Here is a 21,130-nt window from a genome sequence, read left to right as displayed (position 1 = left end):
AACCATGGCGTGCGAGCTGCTGCACCTGGCGCATCGCGCTTCGGATGCCGGCAGAGAAGCGGACGCCGATTCGCCCGGATCTTCCGTCGCAGTGCGCGGCCGCAGGCGTGGTTAGGCGCTGCCGATCCGGGTAGCAGCGCCGAGTTCCCCGCGCGACCCATGCCGTGCGGTCCCACCACCGGAGGGACCTTCGCATGATCTCCCAAGACGTCGTCAACCGCATCATCCGGTTCCAGGGCGGCCGCTTCCCGGTGATCTCGATGTATGTCGGGATCGGGCCGGACAAGTCCGCTCCCAGCCAGGTCGCGAGCCTGCTGCACCAGATCAAACCGCTGAGCGAGGACACGTCGCTGGAACACGACGTACGGCTGTCGGTACGGGCCGATCTGCAGCGCATCGACGCGCTCGCCCACGAGGAACGGCTGCAACCCGGTGGCCTCGGCATCTTCGCCAGCAGCGGCAACGGACTGTTCGAGCAGGTCTCGCTGCCCCGGCCCGTCCGGGACCGCATCGTGGTGGACGCGACGCCGTGGGTCCGGCCGATGCTGGCGGTCCTCGACGAGTTCCACCGCATGTGTGTGGTGCTGGTGGACAAGGCCTGGGCGCAGGTCTGGGAACTCTACCTGGGCGAGATGCGGGAAGTCACCCAGATCAAGGACCCGGCGCTGCGCAAACCCAACTTCGCCGCCGGCATGGCGGAGTCCAGGGTCCGCAACAAGGCCGATGAGCTGAGCAAGCACCACTACCGGCGGGTCGGCTCCATGCTCGACGAACTGCTGCGCACCGAAGGCTTCGACGTGGTCGCCCTCGGCGGGCATCCGCACGAGATGACGGCCGTCACCGGGTTCCTGACCCGCGACGTGGCCTCCCGGGTGGCCGGAACCTTCGCCGTCGACCCGGACACCGCGACCGCAGCCGACATCCGGCGCAGCGCCGAGGCCATCATGGAACGCTACGAGCGCCAAGAGGAACAACGGCTGGTCGGCGAGATCTTCGAGGCGGCCGCGGAAGGCCGGCCCGCCGCGATCGGACTGGAGCCGTGCCTCTGGGCCGGCTCCGTGGCGGCCGTGCAACACCTCGTGATCGACGAGGGTACGGCCGTTCCCGGTGTGGTCTGCGACGAGTCCGGCTGGCTGGGCACCACCGGCCGGCAGTGCCCGCTGTGCGGGCGGTCCACCCGGGAGACACCGGACGTCCTCGACGAGCTGGCCGAGTTCGTCATCGAGGAGGGCGGCGCGGTGGAACACGTCGCGGACAACCCGCAGCTGCGCCCGCACCATGTCGCGGCCGCACTGCGCTTCCCGCTCCCGCCGCCGCCGCAACGCTGACCGGCCCCGCCCCGCGCTGACAGAGAGAGGGTGGCCGTGTCACACCCAGACCTACCAACAGCCACAGGGCACGGAGGGAGGGCCCAGGAGGAGCCCGGAGCTCGACCCGGAGCGGCAGGAGGACGGACATGACCTACCCGAACCGCAGCAGCGCATCCAGACTGCGCAACAACGACACCATGCCACGGGGGCCGTCAGGCACCGGCCCGGCAACCCGCGACGACAACACCGCTGACAGACGAGCCAGCACCGAACGGGCCACCATAGCGGTCGCCAGCTACCCCGACTACGCCCACGCACAACGGGCCGTCGACTTCCTCTCCGACAGCAGATTCCCGGTCGACCGCGTCCGGATCGTCGGCTCCGACCTCCGGCTGGTCGAACAGGTCCACGGCCGGATGACGACCGGCCGGGCGGCACTCGCCGGCGCCGGCACCGGCGCCTGGTTCGGTCTGCTGATCGGCATCCTCCTCGGCGCGTTCGCCGTCGGCGCCTGGTGGCGGGTCTTGCTCTTCGCGGTCGTCGCCGGCGCGGTCTGGGGCGCCGCCTTCGGCGCGCTCGCCCACGCCATGACCCGGGGACAGCGCGACTTCACCTCCACCCCGACACTGCAAGCCGACGCCTACACCATCACCGTCGACGCCGACGTGGCAGACCGGGCCCGCGAGATGCTCGGCCGGCTACCGGCAGACTCATCCAGATAGCCGACCTCCGCGCACGCCACCCGCCTCCGGCTCTCACCGGGCCGCCAAGAGCGGGCCGCGGCGATGTCGCGTACCTCCCGCCGACTCACACGTCCGGCAGACCTTCGATGACGATGTCCCCTCCGCCCGGCCCGTCCGAGCTTCGCCGGACAGGCCGGGGCCGCGATTCACCGGCATGCCTCACGGCACGAAGACGCTCCGGACGCAGCCGTCCTCCTTGTTCTTGAAGATGTCGTAGCCGGCCTGGCCCTGTTCCAGCGGCATGGTGTGGGTCGCCAGGTGCTCGGTCTTGAGCTCGTCCTTCGCCATGCGGTCCAGGAGCATGGGGATGTACCGCTGACCGTGCATCTGCGCCCCCCGCACCGTCAGGCCCTTGTTCATCAGGGCACCCAGCGGGAACTTGTCCACGAACCCGGCGAAGACGCCGAGCACGAAGACGCTGCCGCCCTTGCGGCAGTTGTAGATCGCCTCGCGCACCGCGGCCGGGCGGTCGGTCTCGAGGCGCAGCTGCTGCTTCGCCTTGTCGTACACGTGCTGCGGGCCGGGCGTGTGGGCCTCCATGCCGACCGCCTCGATGCATACGTCCGGGCCGCGCCCGCCGGTGCGCTCGAGCAGCTCGGCCCCCACATCGGTGGCGGTGTAGTCGATCGTCTCGGCGCCGATGTGCTTGCGGACCATCTCGAGCCGGTAGTCGTACCGGTCGATACAGACCACCCGCTCCGCGCCGAGCAGCAGGGCGGCGCGGGCGGCCATCTGCCCGACGGCGCCGGCTCCCCAGACCGCCACCACGTCGCCGGGGCGCACGCCGCCGAGATCCGCGCCCATCCAGCCGGTCGCGGCCGAGTCGGACGCGAACAGGGCACGCTCGTCACTGACCGCCTCGGGCACGGTGAACGCCCCGACGTCGGCGAACGGCACCCGGACGTACTCCGCGTGGCTGCCGGCGTTGCCGCCCATCGCGTGGGAGTAGCCGTAGCAGCCGCCCGGCGCCGCACCCCACAAGGCCTCGGTGATCGCCGGATTGGTGTTGCCGTTGTCGCACAGCGAGTACTCCTCGCGGCGGCAGTACCAGCACTGCCCGCACGCGATGAAGGACGACACGACCACCCGGTCGCCGACGCTGTGCTTGCGCACGCCCGGCCCGACCTCCACGACCTCGCCGAGGAACTCGTGGCCGATGACGTCACCCTGCCGCATGAACGGGATGTACCCGCCCAGCAGGTGCAGGTCCGAGCCGCACGTCACCGACCGGCCGACCTTCACGATGACGTCGCCGCTGTTGCGGATCTGCGGATCCGGCACTGTCTCCACGCCGACCTTGTTCACGCCCTGCCACAGCAACGCCCTCACAACCGGCCCTCCTCACGTCCGTGCTTCGTCGCGTACGCCAGCGGGGCGGACCGCAGCGTCGGCTTCGTGGTCGCCGGTGCGTCCGGCAGGAGCACCTCACCGATCTCGGCAAGCGACCGCGCTCCGCGCAGCGCCGCTCGCAACCGCCGCACGCGCTCGGGATCGGCGCCGGGTGCGACCCGGGCCGCCAGCTCCGTGCCCCGGTCCCCCGGTGCCGGCTGGACGCGGACCTCCACCGGGAATCCGAGCTCGTCCAGCGGCGCCGGCAGCGGGTCGAGCTTCTCGGGCGAGCAGTTGATGGTGACACTGTGCCAACGGTCTGGTTCGACGGCCCGACGCCGCCTGGCGACCACGGCGAAGCCGGCGATCGCACCGGCTCCCACAGCGGTCAGGGCGACGGCGGCCGGAAGCCGCGGGACTTCGGATGTGCGCATGTGACCCGGCTACCCCGCACTGGTGCGGCGACACATCCCGCGGCCGGCCGCCGGCGATGAACGAGGTGCTGAAACTGGCTCTCGACAACCAAGATCGGCCGGGAATGGCGACCCTCCCCGCATCACTCTGCCGTGCCCGGGTAGTCGGGCGGATGATCTCGGTCGGCAATCGAGTGAGGGGTATTGATGGCCACCGTTGCTCGGCGCCGTCCGGAGATCGTCGTCGGCCTGGTGGCGACCCCACCGGACCACCCGGCCAAGGTGGTTGCGCGGCTCGCCGCCGAACTGACCGATCGGCTCGCCGAGCGGGTGGACGCGGAGGTGCACTGGACCGTTGGATGCCGCGATGGGCCGCTGCGCTCGCCGGGGCCGTCGCGGTTCAGCGGACTCACGTCCGCGAACGGCACCCGTGCGTACTGCGCCTGACCGCCCGCGAAGTCGCCGTCAGATGCGAACAGCCGAAGATCCCGGCGACCGGGCAGTGTCACCGAACCGAAGGCGTCGGTCCTTTTCACTCGCCGTAGGTCAGGTTCTCGACGTGGCGCAGCGCAACGCTTGGCTGGCTCGATCGCGGAACCGCCGGATCCCGAGCCAGGTCGGTTGCACAACGCCGGTACCGGCACGGGGCGATTCGCTCCGAGTATGTCGAGTATGTACTGAAAATCTCGGCCCAGGTCCGGAGCCGACGGAGACATCTACGAACGGGGAGCGGGAATGAAGGCAGTGGTCTACGAGGGACCGCGGAAGGTCAGTGTCAAGGATGTGCCGGACGCGCGGATCGAGCGCCCGACCGACGTCCTGGTGCGGATCACGTCGGCGAACATCTGCGGCTCGGACCTGCACATGTACGAGGGCCGGACCGATTTCGAGCGGGGTCGCTGGTTCGGGCACGAGAACCTCGGTCAGGTGGTCGAGGTCGGCGACGGCGTCGACAAGATTCGGGTGGGCGACTGGGTCGTCCTGCCCTTCAACATCGCGTGCGGACACTGCAAGAACTGCGAGCGGCAGCTGACGAACTACTGCCTGACCGCCCAGCCGGAGCCGAAGTTGGCCGGCGCCGCGTACGGCTTCGCCGACATGGGCCCGTACGGCGGCGGGCAGGCGGAGCTGTTGCGCGTGCCCTGGGGGGACTTCAACTGCCTGCGGCTGGGTGAGGACGCCGAACAGCGCCAGACGGACTACGTGATGCTTGCCGACATCTTCCCGACCGGCTACCACGCCACCGAGATGGCGGGCGTGCAGCCCGGTGACCAGACGGTCATCTACGGCGCGGGCCCGGTCGGGCTGATGGCCGCCCTCTCGGCGACCATCCGCGGGGCGGGCAAGGTCATGGTCGTCGACCGGCACCCGGACCGGCTGCGACTGGCCGAGTCGATCGGCGCGATCGCCATCGACGACTCGAAGGTCGACCCGGTGCAGGCCGTTCTGGACGAGACGATGGGGCTGGGCGCGGACAACGGCTGCGAGTGCGTCGGCTACCAGGCGCACGAGCCCGACGGCCAGGAGCAGCCCAACCTGACGATGAACCGGTTGGTCGCCTCGGTACGCTTCACCGGCAAGATCGGCAATGTCGGCGTCTTCATGCCGCAGGACCCCGGAGCCAAAGGCGAGCTGGCGAAGCAGGGCAAGATCGCCTTCGACTACGGCATGTTCTGGTTCAAGGGCCAGCACATCGGCAGCGGCCAGGCGCCGGTCAAGAAGTACAACCGCCAGCTGCGCGACCTCATCGCCGGGGGCAAGGCCGAGCCGTCCTTCATCGTCAGCCACGAGCTGCCCCTCGACCGCGCGCCGGAGGCGTACGAGCGTTTCGACAAGCGGGACGAGGGCTGGACGAAGGTCGTCCTGCACCCGGCGATGGCGGGGGCGGGTGCGTGACATGGCTGGGCCGCTGAACGGACGCCGCGTCGCCATCCTCGCGGCCGACGGCGTGGAGCGGGTCGAGCTGGAGCGGCCGCGGCAGGCGCTGGAGGACGCCGGCGCTCACACTGCCGTCGTCTCCATCGCCACCGGCGAGATCCGGGCCCGCGACCACGACCTCGACGACGCCGGCAGCTTCACGGTCGACCAACTGGTCGGCAAGGCTTCGGTCGACGACTACGAGGCGCTGCTCCTGCCGGGCGGGACCGTGAACCCGGACAAGCTGCGGATGGAACCTGCCGCGGTGCGGTTCGTCCGGGACTTCGTCCAGTCGGGCAAGCCGGTCGCTTCCATCTGCCACGGCCCGTGGAACTTCGTCGAGGCCGACGTCGCGCGGGGTCGCCGGCTGACCTCGTGGCCGAGCGTGCGCACCGACCTGCGCAACGCCGGGGCGGAGGTGGTCGACGAGCAGGTCGTCACCGACGGCAACATCACCACGAGCCGGTCGCCCGACGACCTGCCCGCGTTCTGTGAGCGCATCGTGCAGGAGTTCGCCAAGGCCCCGACCTCCGCCGGCGCTGCAGGCCGGGCACGATGAGCTCGTCGATCGTCCCCGACCATGACGTCTGCGGCACGGAATAGCGCCTTCAGAACAGGCGCGCCGTCGCCATCAGGCTCCCCGATGCCGCAGCGCCCGAGGCTGGCCGCCGCCTTCGCCGGTCCCACAACGCTGCCGCCCGCGACACCCCGGCGACGCGGGCGCGGGTGTGCACCTGTCGCCTCCGCCGCCCGTCGCGGCGGGGGCGATGGTTCGCTCGACGGCCTACCGGTAGATGCCGAGGCCGGAGCTGCAGGGTTCGCCGCGGCGGGCGATGTGGACCGGGGCGCAGTCAATCGCCCGCACGCGGCCTGACCTCGCAGCCAGCGAGGAAGTGACCCGCAAGCCCGCCCACTCATGGGTGGGTAGTTGACTCGATCCGGCGCAGTTGCGTGCGGTACCGGCGGGCCATCTCGACGTACCGCTCGGCGTTGATCCGCAGGTGTTCGGCGTCGGGCGGGGTGTCGCGGATCCGCACCGGCACGCCGAGGGCCGTGGTGCGGGGCGGCACGGCGAACCGGGGCGGCACCAGCGCCGAGGCGCCGACCAGCGCGCCGGCCCCGACGACGGCGCCGGAGAGCACGACGGCCTGCGAGCCGATCAGCGCGCCGTCCTCGATGACGCAGCCCTCGAGGTGGACCAGGTGCCCGACGACGCAGCGGTCGCCGACGCGGGTGGCGTGCCGGTTGTTGGCGTGCACGACCGTGCCGTCCTGGATGTTCGTGCCGGCGCCGGCCGGGTGAGCGTGAACGACGGGGCGGCCGCGGACGTGCGGCTGCCGTTCGGCGGGTTCGGCCGCTCCGGCATCGGCCGGGAGTTCGGCCTCGAAGGGGTGCTGGAGTACACGGAGGTCCAGACGCTCCAGTGGTAGGTCTCGTAAGTCCGGAGATGGTTCAGTGCGGCACCTGTTGGCATCGGTCACTCCTCGGCGAGCAGTCGGGCGGTGGGCATGCGCTGGACGAGCAGGGCAGGCACGAGCGCGGCGGCGGTGGCCGACAGCGCGCCGGCCACGACGGCGGCGACCGCGGTCATGACGAGGCCAGTGGTGATGCCGCCGACCAGCCAGGCGGCCCCGGCAAGACCCAGGCCGGCGCCGAACGCGCTGCCGAGCACCCCGATGCCGAAGCCTTCGGCGGCGATCAGTCGCGCCAGCACCGCGGGGGTCCAGCCGATCGCGCGCAGTGTCGCCAGCTCGGCGGCGCGGTCGCGGATGTTGAGATACAGCACGTCGGCGACGGCGAACGCGCCCAGCAGCACCGTCGCCACCACGGCGATCGTGTCGACCGTCCGGACCTGGAGCGACACCGCGTCGCCGAGCAGCGTTCCGACGATCGCGCCGTGGAAGGCGAACGTGACCGCTCCCAGCAGCGTGGCCGCGGTGGTGCCGACAGCCAGTGCCGATGCCCCGAGCAGCGTCCGCCCCGGCACTCTGCGCAGGTTCGCCAGCCCGAGCATGAACGGACCGCGTGGGCTTCCGGTCCGGCGACGCAGATCCACGGCGGGACGCAGCCCCCGGGCCGGCCGCATCCGCGCCGCGTTCGCCGCCGGCACGGCGCCGGCCAGCAGCGCAAGCGCGAGCGCGATCGGTACGGCGAGCAGCGCCTGCGACCACGTCACGCGAATGTCGAGCAGCAGCCCGAGTGGCGCGGCCAGCACCACCGTGCCGGCCCCGCCGACCAGGCCGATTGCGGCGATCTCGCCGAGCACCGCGGTGAAGACCTGGCGGGCCGGCCAGCCAAGTGCGGTGAGCGTGGACAGTTCGGCACGCCGGTCGCGGACCCCGGCGGCGACCGCGTTGGTCAGAAACAGCGCGCACACGACCAGTACCAGCGCGAACAACACCACGCTCTTGCGGTCGACGGCGCTGACGATGGCCGCGGCGACACCCTTCTGCGTCCAGAGCTCGGTGACCCGCAGTTCGGGTCGTTGGTACTTGCCTGCGGCCAGGGTCACCGTCTGTGGCGCCGGCGACGAGCCGTAGGCGATGTCTACGTCGAGCCCGGTCGCTGCGGCAATCTGCTCTGCGACGATCCGGACCCGCTCGCGGGAGGTCGGCGTGAAGCCTTGCACGCCGGCGACCCGCACGCGAACGGCGCTGATCGGGGCGTCCTTGTTGGGTGCGCCGGTTTCCTGCAAGGTCTCGGCCAGCGCTTCCAGCGTGGTGAGCAGCATCGGCGGGGAGGAGAGGTAGCCGGCCGGGTTGCCGTTGGGTCGCAGTGCCTGGTCGCCGAGCAGGTCACGGGTGCGCTGGTCGGCGCCGAGCGCCTCGGGCGCCTGGTAGGTCTCCATCGACACGCGGCTGAGCGGGTCGAACGTGGCGAGCTTGCGCGGGTCGAACGTTCCCACGACTTCGGTGCTGTGGAAGACGCTCGTGGTGTTCCACTTGACCTGGCCGATGTCCCGGAACCCGGTGTCGTCGATCTGCCACGGCACGGCGAGTCCGCGGACCTCCGGGGTACGCCACGCATCCGGGTCAGCGTCGATGGTCTCGGCGATCAGCGTGCCGTCTGCGGCGGCGCGGTACCGCACGCCACCGACCTGCATGAACTGGATGAGGTCCGGCTGGTAGCCACCCTTGGCGAGAGTGTCCGCGAATGCCTGCTCGGCGGTGAAGCTGCGGGTTGCCAGCTGCTGGCCGTGCAGGCCGTCGAGCATCGCGAGCGCGTCCTGGGCCGACGTCCCGGGCGGCGGTCGGTCGAGCGCCGTCCGGGTCATCGTGACGATCGCGCTGTTGTCCGGGTACGCCCTGTCCGTCGCGATGACCGGCAGGATCCTGTTGACGCTGTCGGACCGCGTCCGGTCGGTGCTGTCGAGGTACCGGCCGCCGGTGAGGGCCTGACGCAACCCGACCAGCCGCTCTTCGGCGACGGGGTCGACGCCGGCGACGAGCAGCGGCACATGCCAGGTGAGCCAGGCGGTCGCCCGGTCGGAGGCCGGCGCCGGAGGGTGCTGCTCGAACCGGCCGTCCCGGGTCAGTTGCAGGACCTGCACGTCGGTGTATTCGCGGTCGGTCATCAGGTCGGACATGGTCGCCCGGGTCAGCCAGACGCAGAGCGGCACGCCGTCCTCCAGCACCGCGAAGCCGCCGCACAGTTGATCGACGGGAAGGGCCTCGCCGCCGGTGAACCGGACCGTCGTGCCGCGGTTCTCAAGCACGGGCCAGGAGATCTCGTGCGTGGTGACGTAGACGTACAGCGGGCGGGCGTTCACGGTGGAAAGCCCTCGGTCGGCGAGAAACGTGCGGTCGAGGCGGATCACCTGCCGGTCGAGGCTCGTGTCGATCAGGTCGGTGATGTCGACGCTGACGGTGATCCCCGCGTTGGCGTAACCGGCCATCGCGATGGGCGCGGCGACGTCCACTCCGGGCACCGCGGCGACCTTGTCGACGTCGTCGAACGTCAGCCCGCCGTAGATGCCGGACAGCGAGTTGGGCCGGATGAGGGCGCGTTCGTTCTCCAGCACCGTGCGAGTGCCCTTGGGCCGGACCAGGATCTCGTAGGCGGCTTTGGCGCTGCTGTCGACCTCGCCGGTGACCTGCAGCCGCGCGGTGTCGGTGGCGCCGGTCAGCACGGTGAATCCGGTGGTCGCGGTGAGCACGCCGAGCAGGAGCGCCACCGACCTCGCCGCACGGCCTCGCAATGAAGCCCAGATGAAGGAGATCACCGCTCCACTCTGTCGCAATGCATTGTGACAATGCAAGAGGCGGGTACAGTCCGGGCATGCCTCGACAGCTTGACGTTGCTACTACGCCCGGCGATACTACGTTCTGCGTAGTAGGAGGTGACTCCCGTGAGCCTTTCCGAGCTGGGCAGGTTCTCCGAGCCCGGGCTGCTTGTCCTGGTCAGTCTGGCGGACGGCCCGAAGCACGGCTATGCCATCCAGGAGGACATCGGCATGGTTACCGGCGATCGCCCCGGACCGGGCACGCTGTACGGGGCGATCAAGCGCCTGCAAGAGCGTGGGCTCATCGAGGCCCTGGCAGCCCAGGACAGACGTAAGCCCTATCAGCTCACTCCTGTGGGAAGGCAGATGCTCCAGGCGGAACTGGAGCGCACCAGGTCGGTGGCCGCAGTGGGCCTACGTCGCCTGGCGGTGACCTGATGCGCCGGCTGCACGCGGCAGTGCTCGCGCTGTACCCCCCAGCAGTACGCAAGCGCTACGGCGAGGAGATCGCCGCGCTGCTGGAACAGTCGCGCACCCCGGTGCGCGACCTCACCGACGTCGCCTGGTCCGCGCTGACCGATCGAGCAGAGAAGATGATGACAGCCGACCTACCCGATGTGCTACGGCGCACGCCCCGACGGCTGACGGTCACCGCCGCCACCGTGCTGGCGTGCCTGGCAGTGCCGCTGCTGGGGTTCAGCACGGTGCCGTCAGCCATCGTCCCCGTCGGGCTCGCCGGCGGCATGCTCTGCGCCAGAAGGGGCGGCGGATTCGGCCCGGCGGCCGTTGTCATCGGCGCCGTGCTGGCGCTCTTCACCTCGCCCCACCTGGTCCAGTTGCTGGCCGGGCGGATCGATCGCAGCGCGGAGGTCGCGAGCACGGCGGCGTTCGTTGCGGCCGCGGCCGGACTGGCCGCACTGGTGGTCGCCTTGGTTCGCCGCAACCGGCGCACGGCCGCGCTGACGGCCGCGGCGATCGGGGCCTTCACGCTGCCCCAGCTCGCGACGACGATGCTGGTGCTGATCAATGGCGCCGGACCGACGGGCAACCCATGGCTGGCGTACTGGGTCAACATGCTGCCGTACCGCGGATGGAGCGAAGAAGGCGGAACAGCGTTCGTACCGGTCCTGTTCGATGCCCTGGTCTGGTATCCGGTGCTCTACACCTTCTGCCTCTCGTTCCTCCTGACGTTCTGCCTCCGGGCAACGGTCACCCAGGACACGCCCGCTCCCACCGACAGGGCACAACGGACGGGAGCACAGGAAGGCGACAGGCCGCGACGACCAGCCCGGGAAGGTTGAGCACAATTCGGCGCCCGGCCGGCAGCCGCTTGACGCCGCTGTTCCGCGTCGGCGAGATGCCGCCGCCACGACGTCAGGTGGTACCAGGCCGGCAGCGGCACCCGCCTTCCGCGCCGGCACGACCGAGGCGTTGGCCGAGGTCATCCAGCTCGGGCTCGGGTGCGACGACCCCGACCCGGCCGCCGAGCTGGAGACCGCGCGGCCGGGCGTCCGAGGCGCCGCGGAACAGGTCGACGGCGTCACCCCGGGCGAGACCGCACCGCACACGGGACAGCACCCGGACGATCGGTCGACCGGCAGGGTGCCGCCTTACCTGCTGCTGACTTCCTGCAGATCATGGATGAGCTCCGACACGGCGACCGGGTCGATCGCGCCGAAGCCGGGGACAAGCTTGCCGTCGGCGTGGGTGGGCAGCCACACGTTGCCGAGGGTCTGCTGCTGTTCGGCGGTGACGTCGCCGATGAACATGCCGGGGTCGAGGTCGATCGAGGCGACGACGCCGCCGGGCAGGTCGCGCTCCAGCGTGCACACCATGCCGCCGTCGCCGACCTCGCCCATCCGCCAGCCGCGGCGCACCAGCCCGAGGAGCTGTCCGACGTGGACGGTGCGGCCGACCTGCCGGTCGAGGCTGTGGGCAGTGCGCTCGTTGTCGGTCAGCACGTGGACGTCGCGACTCAGCTGCGCGAACGGCTGCAGGACCTCGTAGTCGGCGAACACCTCCGCCCACGCCGCCAACCGGTCACCGAGCCGGAGCGGGTGCGCGAGCCACACCGTTGCGGTCGCGGTGACGACGATCGGCTCGTCTTCCACGTCGGCGTACGTGCGGTCCTCGGCCACCCGGAAGCACGCCTCGCCACCGTCGGGGCCCTCGGACGTCACCCAGAGCAGCCGGCGCGCGACGTGCCACAGCAGCGGATGTCCCACCAGGTACCGGTGGAACTCCGCACTGCTCCACCGCCGCTGGTCGGCCATGGCGCGCTCGAGGCGGCGGATCTGGTCGGCCGCCACGGTCCGCACGTCCTTCTTCAACCCGAGGAACCGCTGGTACGCGGCGGGCGCGGCGACCGGGTCGTCCTTCACTCCGGGCCTGGGCAGCGCGGCGCGGCGGGTACCGGCGGCGTCCGTGACAAAGGGCATGAGGTGCTCGTCGAAGCCGACGACGAACCGACGCGGCCCGTAGTCGAGGCTGAGGCTGCCGTCGGTGTCGAGACCGAAGTCGGGCACGAGGCGGTCCGCGAGCTGCTCCAGGGTGAGGCCGGTGTCCCGGGCCAGGGTTTCCAGCCGCTCCTTGGCGAGCCGGCGGGTGCTGTGCTTGGAGGCTTTGTCGGCGACACCCTGGATGTGCATGAGCGCCACGTCGGTGCCGATCGCGGTGAGCACGTCGAGGCCGCGCGCGGCCCGGGTGTGGTCGCCGTGACCGGGCCAGGAGCGGATCAGCGGACCCAGCCTGCGGGCCGTCTCGTCGTCGCCGATGAGGCCCTGCATGTCGAGCGCCCATCGGCCGACCGACGGACAGTTGGCGTCGACCCAGCGCAGCAGGAGAGCCCGGCCGAAGGCGGCCAGCGAGCCGGGGTCGCAGACGTCCTTCACGATCTCCAGACCCGCGTACGGCAGGGCGGGCTGGGACAGCGAGAGCATGGTGACCACGTGCCGCGCCGACTCGACCGGCAGGGTCCGCACGCCGTCCCGCAGCCGAATCGTCGGCAGCGTCGGCACGCCGACCCAGCGCGGGATCTTCGGCAACGTCGAGGGCAGCAGCTCGAGCGGGTCCGTGTCGAGCATCGCCCGGATCGCGGCGCCGGCCGCCGAACCGTAGTTGTCGGCGGCGGTGAGCACCAGATCTCGGTGACCGTCCGCGGCGAGCGCCAGCAGTGCGTGCTCGGCGAGTTCGCGGCGCGGGCCGGGCTCCTCCAGGGCCGGCGGCACGAGATCGCGGGCGGCGGCGGCCGGGTGGCGGGTCAGCCACTGCCGCGCGAGGTCGCGGGTCCACGCCGACCGGGACTTCACCCGCAGTTCCATCATCAGGTCAGCCAGCTCCGGGCCGGTGAACGGCAGCAGCCGCAGCGTCGTCTCGGTGACCATCTCCCGCGACAACGCGACGAGGTCCGGCACGGCGTGCAGCGCGTCGGCTCCCGGCGTGCCGTCGGACGCCAGCGGCGCGGAGCGGGTCAGGCCGGGCACCACGACCGGCTCGCGGCGGCGGGACCACGGCGGGGTGACGAGCACATCCGGCAGCCCGCCGTGCCCAATGGCCGCCGGATCGGTCGTCGGCGGCAGGTCCGTCGTGGTCACGCAGTCACCTCACGCAGGTCACGGATGAGCTCGACATCAACCTCATCCCCGAACTCATTCGGCAACCGAGGCATGCGCCGAAGCTGCATCCTAGTCGTGTCCGTCGGTACCGCGTTCGAGGACGGTGCTTGCCCGGGGTGACCCGGAAAGGCTCACTGACTCAGAAGGGGCAGACGTCCGTGGGCCCCCGGTCTCCGCTGCCGGTGGGCCCCTGGTTCCCGCTCCAGATGTCGTTCCATAGGACCTCCTCCGGAACCGGGGCGCCGCGTGCCGACGACAATTACCTGCTGACGGCACACACGTGCGCTGCAGGGAACCTGCGCAGGTCGACATGGCGGGCGCCAAGGGTCAACGCCTCCGGAGGCAGGCCGAGGCTCTCGATGATGACTCGGTGCTGCAGTTCGGCGGGCAGCCGGTCCTCGGCGCCGCGCAGCGCCGCCTCGATCTGCTCCGTGTCCGGCGTGCCGTCCACGAACGACGTGAACGCGGCGGCGTCGACGCCCAGCGGCCGCTGCGGCACCGGCTCACCGTCGGCGATGACCACGCCGTCGAAGCTGGCCTTGAACTCACCGTCGTCGTCCTCGAACCACTCCACGGCCGCACCCACTTCGGACATGTACCGGTGGACCCGCTCACCGTCCCGGTACACCCAGCATTCGACGAGGTCCGAGTCGAACACCACCGACGTCAGCACCGCACAACCCAGCAGCCGGCTCACCGCCACCGCGATCGGCCGCAGGTCCGCGACATCGTACGAGTCCTCCCGCGGAATCACGGCGCATCGGGCGGCCTCAGCGGTCGCAGAATGGTCGGGCGAGTGCGAGGTCGGCGTCCACTCGGCGCAACAAGTCGAAACCCCACGTGTTGACGCCGTCCAGGTCGACCTCGTTGTAGATGCGAGCTGCGAGGTCATGCAGCGAACGGGCGAGCCGGGCGTACTCGAGGTGGGTGAGGTCGAGTCGCTGCGCGCCGTAGGCGTGCAGGAAGCGCGCAGGGTCGGGTCCGCACAAGGCGGTGAACAGGTCGTGCTCGCGCGGTGCCAGCATCGTCTGACCCCAGTCGAGCAGCGTTGCGACGCGACCGTCGCGGTCGACGAGGACGTTGTGAGGGAACAGGTCGTGGTGGCACACGATGTGAGGCACGTCGATCGCGCGGGCCCGTTCGATCACCGCTTCGAGCCGGTCGACGTTGGCCATGACCTCGTCGCGGCGGTCGACGATCCACGGGTGGTCGTGCCGGTCGCGCAGCACCTCGATGCACCACTCGTCCATATCGGTGCGGGGCAGGACGAGGTCGGCGATCTCGTGCACGGTGCGCATCGCCCGCGCGATCGCGTCGGCGTCGTTCCACGTTGCCTGGCGGCCGTCGACGAACGGGAACAGCGCGTAGCGCCGGCCATGGTGCTTGGAGGTGTACGAGCCGTCGAGCGCTTGGCGCGCCGCAGGAACGGGAATGCCCCGAGCCGCCAGCTCAGCGGTCAGCGCCAGCGCGGCGTCGCTGTCGGGCTGCTGGCGCCAGAGTTTCACGAACCAGCGCCCGTCGGTGAACGCATCCGCTTCGAACCCGCCCGGATGCGGCCGCAACTCGCCCACCTCGACACCGAAGGCGTCGCGGACCTGAGTCGTCGTCGGCGGGGTTGCTTCGCGCCACATCGAACCAGGATGGTACCGCTGCCGAGTCCTGCCGGTCGACGTCATTGCGAGTATCGGCTCGAGTGGCCGTGGATCTGCATGACCAGCCCGTGCCTACAGCGATTGCGGCCCCCTCTCTGCCAAGCGCCGGCGGGCTGCAGCACCTCACGTCGACGGCGAAAAGTGAGTGACTGCCGGGAGATGCGAAGATCGGCGCCTGGACGGCCCGGTGATGCGCGATCACGTCCTCGGGGTAGATCGCGGCATACCCCATCGTGGTGTCGATCGTCGTGTGGCCGCAGACATTGGCCGCGATGTGCGGGGGCAGTCCGGAGCGGAGCTCCGCAGCGCCACGCGACACGAGCTTGATCACGATCATCGGTACAGCGTGACGAATCCCCGGCCGGCGCCGACCGGCCGCGGTGCCCGCGGGCGGACCGTGCAGTCGCCTTACCGGACGGGACGGGCCGGCACTGGTTCGGCTGACTGCGTCTCCGCTGCCATACCCCGCTGCCCCGCGTCGACCAGACGGGTCAGGGCTGGTAGCGCCTGCCTGATGGCGTCGCTGTCGTGCGGATCCAGTTGCTCGAACAGCGCGTCGAGGGTTGCGGCGTGGTACGCGAACGTGCGGACGCGCTGTTCGCGACCGGCCGCGGTGAGCTCCACGAGCACGACCCGCCCGTCGCCGGGGTCGGCGACGCGCCGTACCAGTCCGGCCTTCTCCATCCGGCCGACCAGTTGCGTCATGCCCGGCTGGGAGACCCGGGCCAGCCGCGCCAGGTCGGTCACCCGTCCGGCGCCGTGCTCCGACAGCAGCCGCAGCACGGTCAGCGCGACCGAGCTCGGCTGGTCCGGCTCTTGCAGCTGGCGTAGCAGGTCGACCAGTCCTGACAGCACCGGCAGCAGCTGTGACCCGGGACTCGTACCGATCTCCGTTTGCATAACCCCATTATGCATCTAGAGTGGAAGCCGCTGATGTTCCTTCTTGGCGGCTGCACCGAACGACGGCTCGACGTCGCGCACCGCCGGCATCCTGTCTCCGCGGAGGTGAACCGGTGAGTTCCGCTGCCGGTCAGTCGTTGTTCAAGCAGCCCCGGGCGGTCTTCGCGGTCGCCTTCGCCTGTGTGGTCAGCTTCATGGGCATCGGGCTGGTCGATCCGATCCTGCCGGCACTGTCGGAGAAGCTGCGCGCCACGCCCAGCCAGGTCAGCCTGCTGTTCACCAGCTACCTGCTGGTCACCGCGGTCGCCATGCTCTTCACCGGCTGGGTCGCCAGCCGCATCGGCGCCAAGGCGACCCTCATCACCGGCCTCAGTCTCATCGTCGTCTTCGCCGCGCTGGCCGGGCTGTCCGGCTCGATCGGCGGCATCGTGGGCTTCCGGGCCGGTTGGGGGCTGGGCAACGCGCTGTTCATCGCCACCAGCCTGGCGGTCATCGTCGCCTCCGCCACCGGCGGCTTCGCCGGCGCCATCGTGCTCTACGAGGCGGCCCTGGGCCTCGGCATCGCCGCCGGCCCGCTCATCGGCGGCATGCTGGGCAACATCAGCTGGCGCGGCCCGTTCTTCGGCGTCGCCGTGCTCATGGCGATCGCCCTGCTGGCCACCGTGATCCTGGTCGAGCCGACCCCGAAACCGGCCCGGCCCACCCCGCTGTCCGCGCCGATCCGGGCCCTGCGGCACCGGAGCCTGCTCACCATGGGCATCACCGCGCTGCTGTACAACTGGGGCTTCTTCACGATGCTCGGCTACGCCCCCTACCCGATGAAGCTCAACGAGATCCAGCTCGGGTTCGTCTTCTTCGCCTGGGGGCTGCTGCTGGCCTTCTTCTCCATCACCGGCGCGCCCTGGCTGCAGCGCAGGTTCGGCACCGCACCATCGCTCTACGGCGCGCTCAGCGCGTTCGCGGTGCTGATCCTGCTGATCGGCGTGTTCACCGAGAGCCGCTGGACCGTCATCGTCTGCGTCGTGTTGTCCGGCGTCATGGCCGGCATCAACAACACGCTGACCACCCAGGCCGTCATGCTGGTCTCACCGGTCGAACGGCCGATCGCCTCCGCCGCGTACGGGTTCGTCCGCTTCATCGGCGGTGGCCTGGCCCCCTTCGCCGCCGGCAAGATGGTCGACCAGTGGAACATCCACGTGCCGTTCGTCGTCGGCGCGGTCGCCGTCTTGCTCGGCGTCCTCGTGCTGTCCACCGGCCACAAGCCGCTCGCCGCGGCCGACGCCGCCATGGCGACCGGCACGCTGCACGGCACCGCCGACGACGTGGCCGGCGAGGTCGCCGACGAGTTCGGCGGCGCCCCGGACGCCATCGACTTCGAGAAGACCGCCGAGCGCCGCTGACCGGCGCCGACCTTCGGCGTTGGGGCGACGACCGACTGGTGAGGACTCAGCGCGGCGCCATCATCACAGGACCGGCGGATGCCGCTCGCCCCGGCGCGGTCAGGCGACCAGTCGAAGAACCATTCATGTGACGGGGCCGCACGGATGGCATACCAAACTGATCTCCCGACGCATCGCCGAAGGTCGCGTTCCCCGACCCGCTGCCGAGTGACGGGTTGCGCGCCGGAACCGTGTCGAGGGCATCGCCATTTGAACGCCCTGCGAGCGCCCTGGAATCATGAAGACGATGGAAGACGGCCAAGCCCTCACGGCGTTCATGGCGACCGTGAGCATCGGTGACACCTGACGGGAACCGTCGCGGAAGTCGCGCCGCCAGGAGCAGCGGTGCTGCTCGATGGCTTCGCCGACGACCCGGTCGGCTTCATCGGATGCCTGGACTACTCCTGGCGATCGTTCCAACGATCGGCGATTGCGCCACCCGTACGGTGAACGCGAGGGCGCAGATCACGGGCGACGTCGTGCGCCGCGCTCAACGCGCCGTCCGCCACCGGATCCGTCTCGGTGACGCCACCGGGATTCCGGGTCACACAGGCGGGACCCAGGTCATGACGTTTTCAGCGGCCGTTCAGGTACGAAGTGTGAGCCTGTGCCGTATGAATCGAGACACGAACGTCGACCGCGTCTGGATGCGGCCTGCCCTGCGCGGATTGGCGAACAAGGTCCCCGAGGTCACGGTCTGGTTCTGGATCATCAAGGTGCTCGCCACCACCGTCGGGGAGACCGCCGCGGACCTGCTCAACTTCAACCTCGGCATCGGGCTCGGCGCGACCACCGGCATCATGGCCGTGGCCCTCGCAATCGCACTGACGCTGCAACTGCGCGCCGACCGCTACGTCCCATGGCGGTACTGGCTGGTCGTCATCCTCGTCAGCGTCGCCGGCACGCTCGTCACCGACAACCTCACCGACAGCTTCGGCGTCTCCCTCGTCGTCACCACCATCGTGTTCAGCGTCCTGCTCGCCGCGACGTTCGTCCTCTGGTACCGCAGCGAACGCACCCTTTCGATCCACTCCATCACCACGTGTCGCCGCGAATGGTTCTACTGGGCGGCGATCCTGTTCACGTTCGCGCTCGGCACCGCCGCCGGTGACCTCGTCGCGGAGCGGCTCAGCCTCGGCTACCTGCCCTCGGCCGCGATCTTCGCAGCGCTCATCGTGGTGATCGCGATCGGCTACCGTTTCACCATGCTCGGCGGCGTGTTCGCGTTCTGGGCGGCATACGTGCTCACCCGGCCGCTCGGCGCTTCACTCGGCGACTGGCTGTCCCAAGCGCGCGCCGACGGCGGTCTCGGCCTCGGTACCGTCCTTCCTCGTGGTCGTCGTCGGCCTGGTGACGTACCTGACGACGTCACGACGCGACGTCATCGAATCCTGAAACTCGAAAACGGCTGGGGCTGACACGATACGGGTACTGGTACTGGAGGCCGCGGCGCTCCGCAGAGCCCCTGTCGTCCTCGCCGCCGGCGACCTGTGCCCGGCCCCGGCCCAGCGCCGCGTCACCCGCACCGGCGAGGAGGTCCGAGCGGTCCCCCGTCAGCCCGCTGGATGAGGTCGGACGGACGGTGGGTCAGGTGGTGGAGGAGCGGCGGGCGCGGGACCGGTAGATCGAAGGCCTCCCGCCCGCCTGGCCGGCGGCCGCCGGTCGTCCATCATCGACCGCCGAACACGGCAGCAGCGGGAAGCCGGCCGACCGCTCCGCGGCGCTCTACTGCTCAGCTTGGGGGCGGACAACCGTGCCCGACACGTGGTTGAAGACGGAGACCGCGAGCTGCTGCCGGCCAGCAGCGTCGGCCACCGGCAGGCCGACCTGCTCATCCCGTCCGACCATCCCCGTGCAGCGTTCCACGATCTCGCCGATCTGATACATCACCCGGACGATCGCCTCGGCCTCGGCCCCCGAATACCAGTACGGGACCGTCACGTCGGCCTCGTCCGCGTACAGGCTCACCTGAATGCCGGTGGGCTCGTGGTCAAGCTCGAAGTAGCCATCATGCCGACGAACGTCGAGGTCGCCCAGGACGCTCCGCGACTCCTCGACGATGCGCTCCCAGGCCGCGCCGTCCGGCGCCGCCAACGCCTCGTCGTCGTCATCGTCGTCCCAGCCCTCGTCGTCCTCGACATCCTCAGCGTCGGACGGTGAAGCCGAGTGCTTCAGCGAGAACGTGAGGTCATAGCTCATGTGTCGGCACGCTACCTGAGCCGCACGCCGGACCGACGCAAACCCGTCAGCCGGCGGGACGACGCCGGCTGACGGGCAGGCGCGGCGTCAGTATTTGATGGGTACCTCGATGCCACCGAGTGAACCCCTGTTCCCGTTCAACTCGCCGCAGCCGATACAAGCCTTGGCGTACGCCAGATAGCGAGTGGCCCGTGCCCGGCGGTCGCTGTCTCCGGCCGGACAGCCGATATTCCCTGCACCGAGCGACTGGTGGGATACCAAGCATGTGTCCGAAGTGCGGAGGCAGGGAACGGCAGCTGATCGCGCCGGGGTACTACGAGTGCGTGTCCAGCGTGCTCGTCGGCATGCAGGGCTACGGCAGTCGGCAGACCCCGATGTTCGGTTCCTGCAACCATCGGTACCGCGAGGGAACGCCGTCGACATCGGGCGAAACCTGCGCGTGCGGCACATTCGCGATCGGCCAGTGCGTTCACTGCGGGGCGTACGTCTGCGGGGAGGTCGGGCACTCGACGCTCTATCAGGGGGCCCGCACGTGTGGTGCCTGCCTCGGCCCGCTCAAGCGGGCGCAGCAAGAGAAGGAGGCGAAGAGCCGCGCCGACAAACAGCGGCGGCAGGACGAGGTGCGGGCTGCCATGCCCAGCCGGATCCGCGCCGCCATCGTGGCGGCGGAGGCTTCCTTGGTCGCTCGCCGAGTACCGGCGGAAGCCGTGGCGGTGGTGAAGGAACGGTCCTTCTGGCGCAGCGGAGGCATGAGCGGTCATGGCTACGAAGCTCGCGAGGCGTACTTCTACGTGGTACGGGAACTCGGCAGCGGCTGGTCGGTCCAGAACACCGTGGTCCTCGCCGAGCACGCGCTGTGGAATGTGAGTGGGCGGGGGAACGGGCGGACGTCGCCCTTGCCGACGGACGGGCCGCCGCTGCTGACGTCGGTTCGCAGTTACGCTCGGTGGACCTTCAAGGCTCGCGAGTTGCGCCTGGGGGTCAGCGAACCCCTTGACGTCGCGCGGCTCGATGACGCGAAGGCGCATCAATTGGCCACCGCGCTGGAGGCGATCGCCGCCGGCGGACCGGTCCTGAGCATGGATCCGGACGAGGTCATCTGGACGACCGGCCGCTCTAAACCGCGCCGGTACGACCTACCTGACCATAGATAGAGCGATCCGGGCCCACAGGGCGGGCAGTTCGCATCGAGTGGTTGTCGCGATCGTTGCCTGGCGTATGGCACTCCGCGGCCACGGTGGCGGTGGCAGGCACCGCGGCCGGCGCTGGTTCGCGGAGCTGTCCCTCTACGGGATTGCGTGCCCGGCGCGCCGCGCGTTGAGGACGGCGTGGACAGCGTCAGCTGCTGTTGGACGTGACCGCGCGGCGCACCCAGGGGCGTGGAATGCGCCG

Annotated in this window: 20 protein-coding genes; 11 read left to right on the top strand and 9 right to left on the bottom strand. The window is 70.4% G+C overall.

The genetic code is table 11. The features are described 5' to 3' along the window. Positions 1-194 precede the first annotated feature (194 nt). Positions 195-1,328 (top strand): hypothetical protein, encoded by a 1,134-nt coding sequence (locus ACFY3L_RS01620; protein ID WP_389317428.1) that lies wholly within the window; start codon positions 195-197, stop codon positions 1,326-1,328. 128 nt (positions 1,329-1,456) lie between these two features. Then, positions 1,457-2,032: a general stress protein gene (locus ACFY3L_RS01615; RefSeq protein WP_389317425.1), complete on the top strand. Its 576-nt coding sequence runs from the start codon at positions 1,457-1,459 to the stop codon at positions 2,030-2,032. Positions 2,033-2,212: 180 nt separating this feature from the next. On the opposite strand, the gene ACFY3L_RS01610 is transcribed toward ACFY3L_RS01615, so the two are convergent. Together ACFY3L_RS01610 and ACFY3L_RS01605 are read right to left on the bottom strand one after the other, a co-directional pair. After that, positions 2,213-3,382 carry a zinc-dependent alcohol dehydrogenase gene (locus tag ACFY3L_RS01610; protein ID WP_389317421.1) on the bottom strand — a complete coding sequence of 390 codons (1,170 nt, stop codon included), beginning with the start codon at positions 3,380-3,382 and terminating at the stop codon, positions 2,213-2,215. Further along, complete coding sequence (locus tag ACFY3L_RS01605; protein ID WP_389317418.1) at positions 3,379-3,816, bottom strand: hypothetical protein; 438 nt, start codon at positions 3,814-3,816, stop codon at positions 3,379-3,381. Before ACFY3L_RS01605 ends, ACFY3L_RS01610 begins: the two co-directional genes overlap by 4 nt. Before the next feature lie 186 nt (positions 3,817-4,002). Between ACFY3L_RS01605 and ACFY3L_RS01600 the strand changes: the two genes are divergently transcribed. The 3 genes from ACFY3L_RS01600 (at position 4,003) to ACFY3L_RS01590 (ending at position 6,271) form a co-directional block, all read left to right on the top strand. Continuing rightward, positions 4,003-4,242 carry a hypothetical protein gene (locus ACFY3L_RS01600; protein ID WP_389317415.1) on the top strand — a complete coding sequence of 80 codons (240 nt, stop codon included), beginning with the start codon at positions 4,003-4,005 and terminating at the stop codon, positions 4,240-4,242. Positions 4,243-4,530: 288 nt separating this feature from the next. Further along, positions 4,531-5,691, top strand: coding sequence for a glutathione-independent formaldehyde dehydrogenase (locus tag ACFY3L_RS01595; RefSeq protein WP_389317412.1), 1,161 nt, complete (start codon positions 4,531-4,533; stop codon positions 5,689-5,691). Between the two features lies 1 nt (position 5,692). Beyond that, positions 5,693-6,271 carry a type 1 glutamine amidotransferase domain-containing protein gene (locus ACFY3L_RS01590; RefSeq protein WP_389317409.1) on the top strand — a complete coding sequence of 193 codons (579 nt, stop codon included), beginning with the start codon at positions 5,693-5,695 and terminating at the stop codon, positions 6,269-6,271. 355 nt (positions 6,272-6,626) lie between these two features. Here the strand turns inward: ACFY3L_RS01590 and ACFY3L_RS01585 are convergent, their stop codons facing one another. Then, positions 6,627-6,971, bottom strand: coding sequence for a gamma carbonic anhydrase family protein (locus ACFY3L_RS01585; protein ID WP_389317407.1), 345 nt, complete (start codon positions 6,969-6,971; stop codon positions 6,627-6,629). Here ACFY3L_RS01585 and ACFY3L_RS01580 point away from each other — a divergent pair. Beyond that, positions 6,966-7,142: an aldehyde dehydrogenase family protein gene (locus ACFY3L_RS01580; protein ID WP_389317404.1), complete on the top strand. Its 177-nt coding sequence runs from the start codon at positions 6,966-6,968 to the stop codon at positions 7,140-7,142. The genes ACFY3L_RS01585 and ACFY3L_RS01580 overlap by 6 nt on opposite strands. A gap of 47 nt (positions 7,143-7,189) precedes the next feature. Here ACFY3L_RS01580 and ACFY3L_RS01575 read toward each other — a convergent pair whose 3' ends face one another. Then, positions 7,190-9,886 (bottom strand): FtsX-like permease family protein, encoded by a 2,697-nt coding sequence (locus ACFY3L_RS01575; protein WP_389317401.1) that lies wholly within the window; start codon positions 9,884-9,886, stop codon positions 7,190-7,192. Positions 9,887-10,060: 174 nt separating this feature from the next. Here ACFY3L_RS01575 and ACFY3L_RS01570 point away from each other — a divergent pair, with 174 nt between their 5' ends. Both ACFY3L_RS01570 and ACFY3L_RS01565 read left to right on the top strand, forming a co-directional pair. Further along, on the top strand, positions 10,061-10,372 hold the full coding sequence (locus ACFY3L_RS01570; RefSeq protein ID WP_389317398.1) for a PadR family transcriptional regulator: 312 nt from the start codon (positions 10,061-10,063) through the stop codon (positions 10,370-10,372). Further along, positions 10,372-11,235: a hypothetical protein gene (locus ACFY3L_RS01565; protein ID WP_389317396.1), complete on the top strand. Its 864-nt coding sequence runs from the start codon at positions 10,372-10,374 to the stop codon at positions 11,233-11,235. The genes ACFY3L_RS01570 and ACFY3L_RS01565 overlap by 1 nt, the downstream gene beginning before the upstream one ends. 309 nt (positions 11,236-11,544) lie before the next feature. On the opposite strand, the gene ACFY3L_RS01560 is transcribed toward ACFY3L_RS01565, so the two are convergent. From ACFY3L_RS01560 to ACFY3L_RS01545, 4 genes are all read right to left on the bottom strand, one after another. Then, positions 11,545-13,527, bottom strand: a complete 1,983-nt coding sequence (locus ACFY3L_RS01560) for a DUF4132 domain-containing protein (RefSeq protein WP_389317393.1) — start codon at positions 13,525-13,527, stop codon at positions 11,545-11,547. Between the two features lie 280 nt (positions 13,528-13,807). Next, positions 13,808-14,302, bottom strand: coding sequence for a hypothetical protein (locus ACFY3L_RS01555; RefSeq protein WP_389317391.1), 495 nt, complete (start codon positions 14,300-14,302; stop codon positions 13,808-13,810). 16 nt (positions 14,303-14,318) lie between these two features. Beyond that, on the bottom strand, positions 14,319-15,224 hold the full coding sequence (locus ACFY3L_RS01550) for a phosphotransferase enzyme family protein (protein ID WP_389317388.1): 906 nt from the start codon (positions 15,222-15,224) through the stop codon (positions 14,319-14,321). 384 nt (positions 15,225-15,608) lie between these two features. Beyond that, entirely contained in the window at positions 15,609-16,100 is a 492-nt protein-coding gene (locus ACFY3L_RS01545) for a MarR family winged helix-turn-helix transcriptional regulator (protein ID WP_389317385.1), read from the bottom strand. A 113-nt stretch (positions 16,101-16,213) separates the two neighbouring features. Here ACFY3L_RS01545 and ACFY3L_RS01540 point away from each other — a divergent pair, with 113 nt between their 5' ends. Together ACFY3L_RS01540 and ACFY3L_RS01535 are read left to right on the top strand one after the other, a co-directional pair. Next, positions 16,214-17,500, top strand: coding sequence for an MFS transporter (locus tag ACFY3L_RS01540; protein WP_389317382.1), 1,287 nt, complete (start codon positions 16,214-16,216; stop codon positions 17,498-17,500). Positions 17,501-18,153: 653 nt separating this feature from the next. Further along, complete coding sequence (locus ACFY3L_RS01535) at positions 18,154-18,957, top strand: hypothetical protein (protein ID WP_389317379.1); 804 nt, start codon at positions 18,154-18,156, stop codon at positions 18,955-18,957. 307 nt (positions 18,958-19,264) lie between these two features. Here ACFY3L_RS01535 and ACFY3L_RS01530 read toward each other — a convergent pair whose 3' ends face one another. After that, positions 19,265-19,738, bottom strand: coding sequence for a hypothetical protein (locus ACFY3L_RS01530; protein WP_389317376.1), 474 nt, complete (start codon positions 19,736-19,738; stop codon positions 19,265-19,267). Between the two features lie 323 nt (positions 19,739-20,061). On the opposite strand from ACFY3L_RS01530, the gene ACFY3L_RS01525 reads away from it, so the two are divergent. Then, positions 20,062-20,892, top strand: a complete 831-nt coding sequence (locus ACFY3L_RS01525; RefSeq protein ID WP_389317373.1) for a hypothetical protein — start codon at positions 20,062-20,064, stop codon at positions 20,890-20,892. Positions 20,893-21,130 lie beyond the last annotated feature (238 nt).

Origin of the sequence: Dactylosporangium sp. NPDC000521, assembly GCF_042898305.1 — a bacterium.
Classification (GTDB): domain Bacteria; phylum Actinomycetota; class Actinomycetes; order Mycobacteriales; family Micromonosporaceae; genus Dactylosporangium.
The sequence above is the reverse complement of the archived record's forward strand: the minus strand, read 5'-3'. Positions and strand labels throughout refer to the sequence as shown.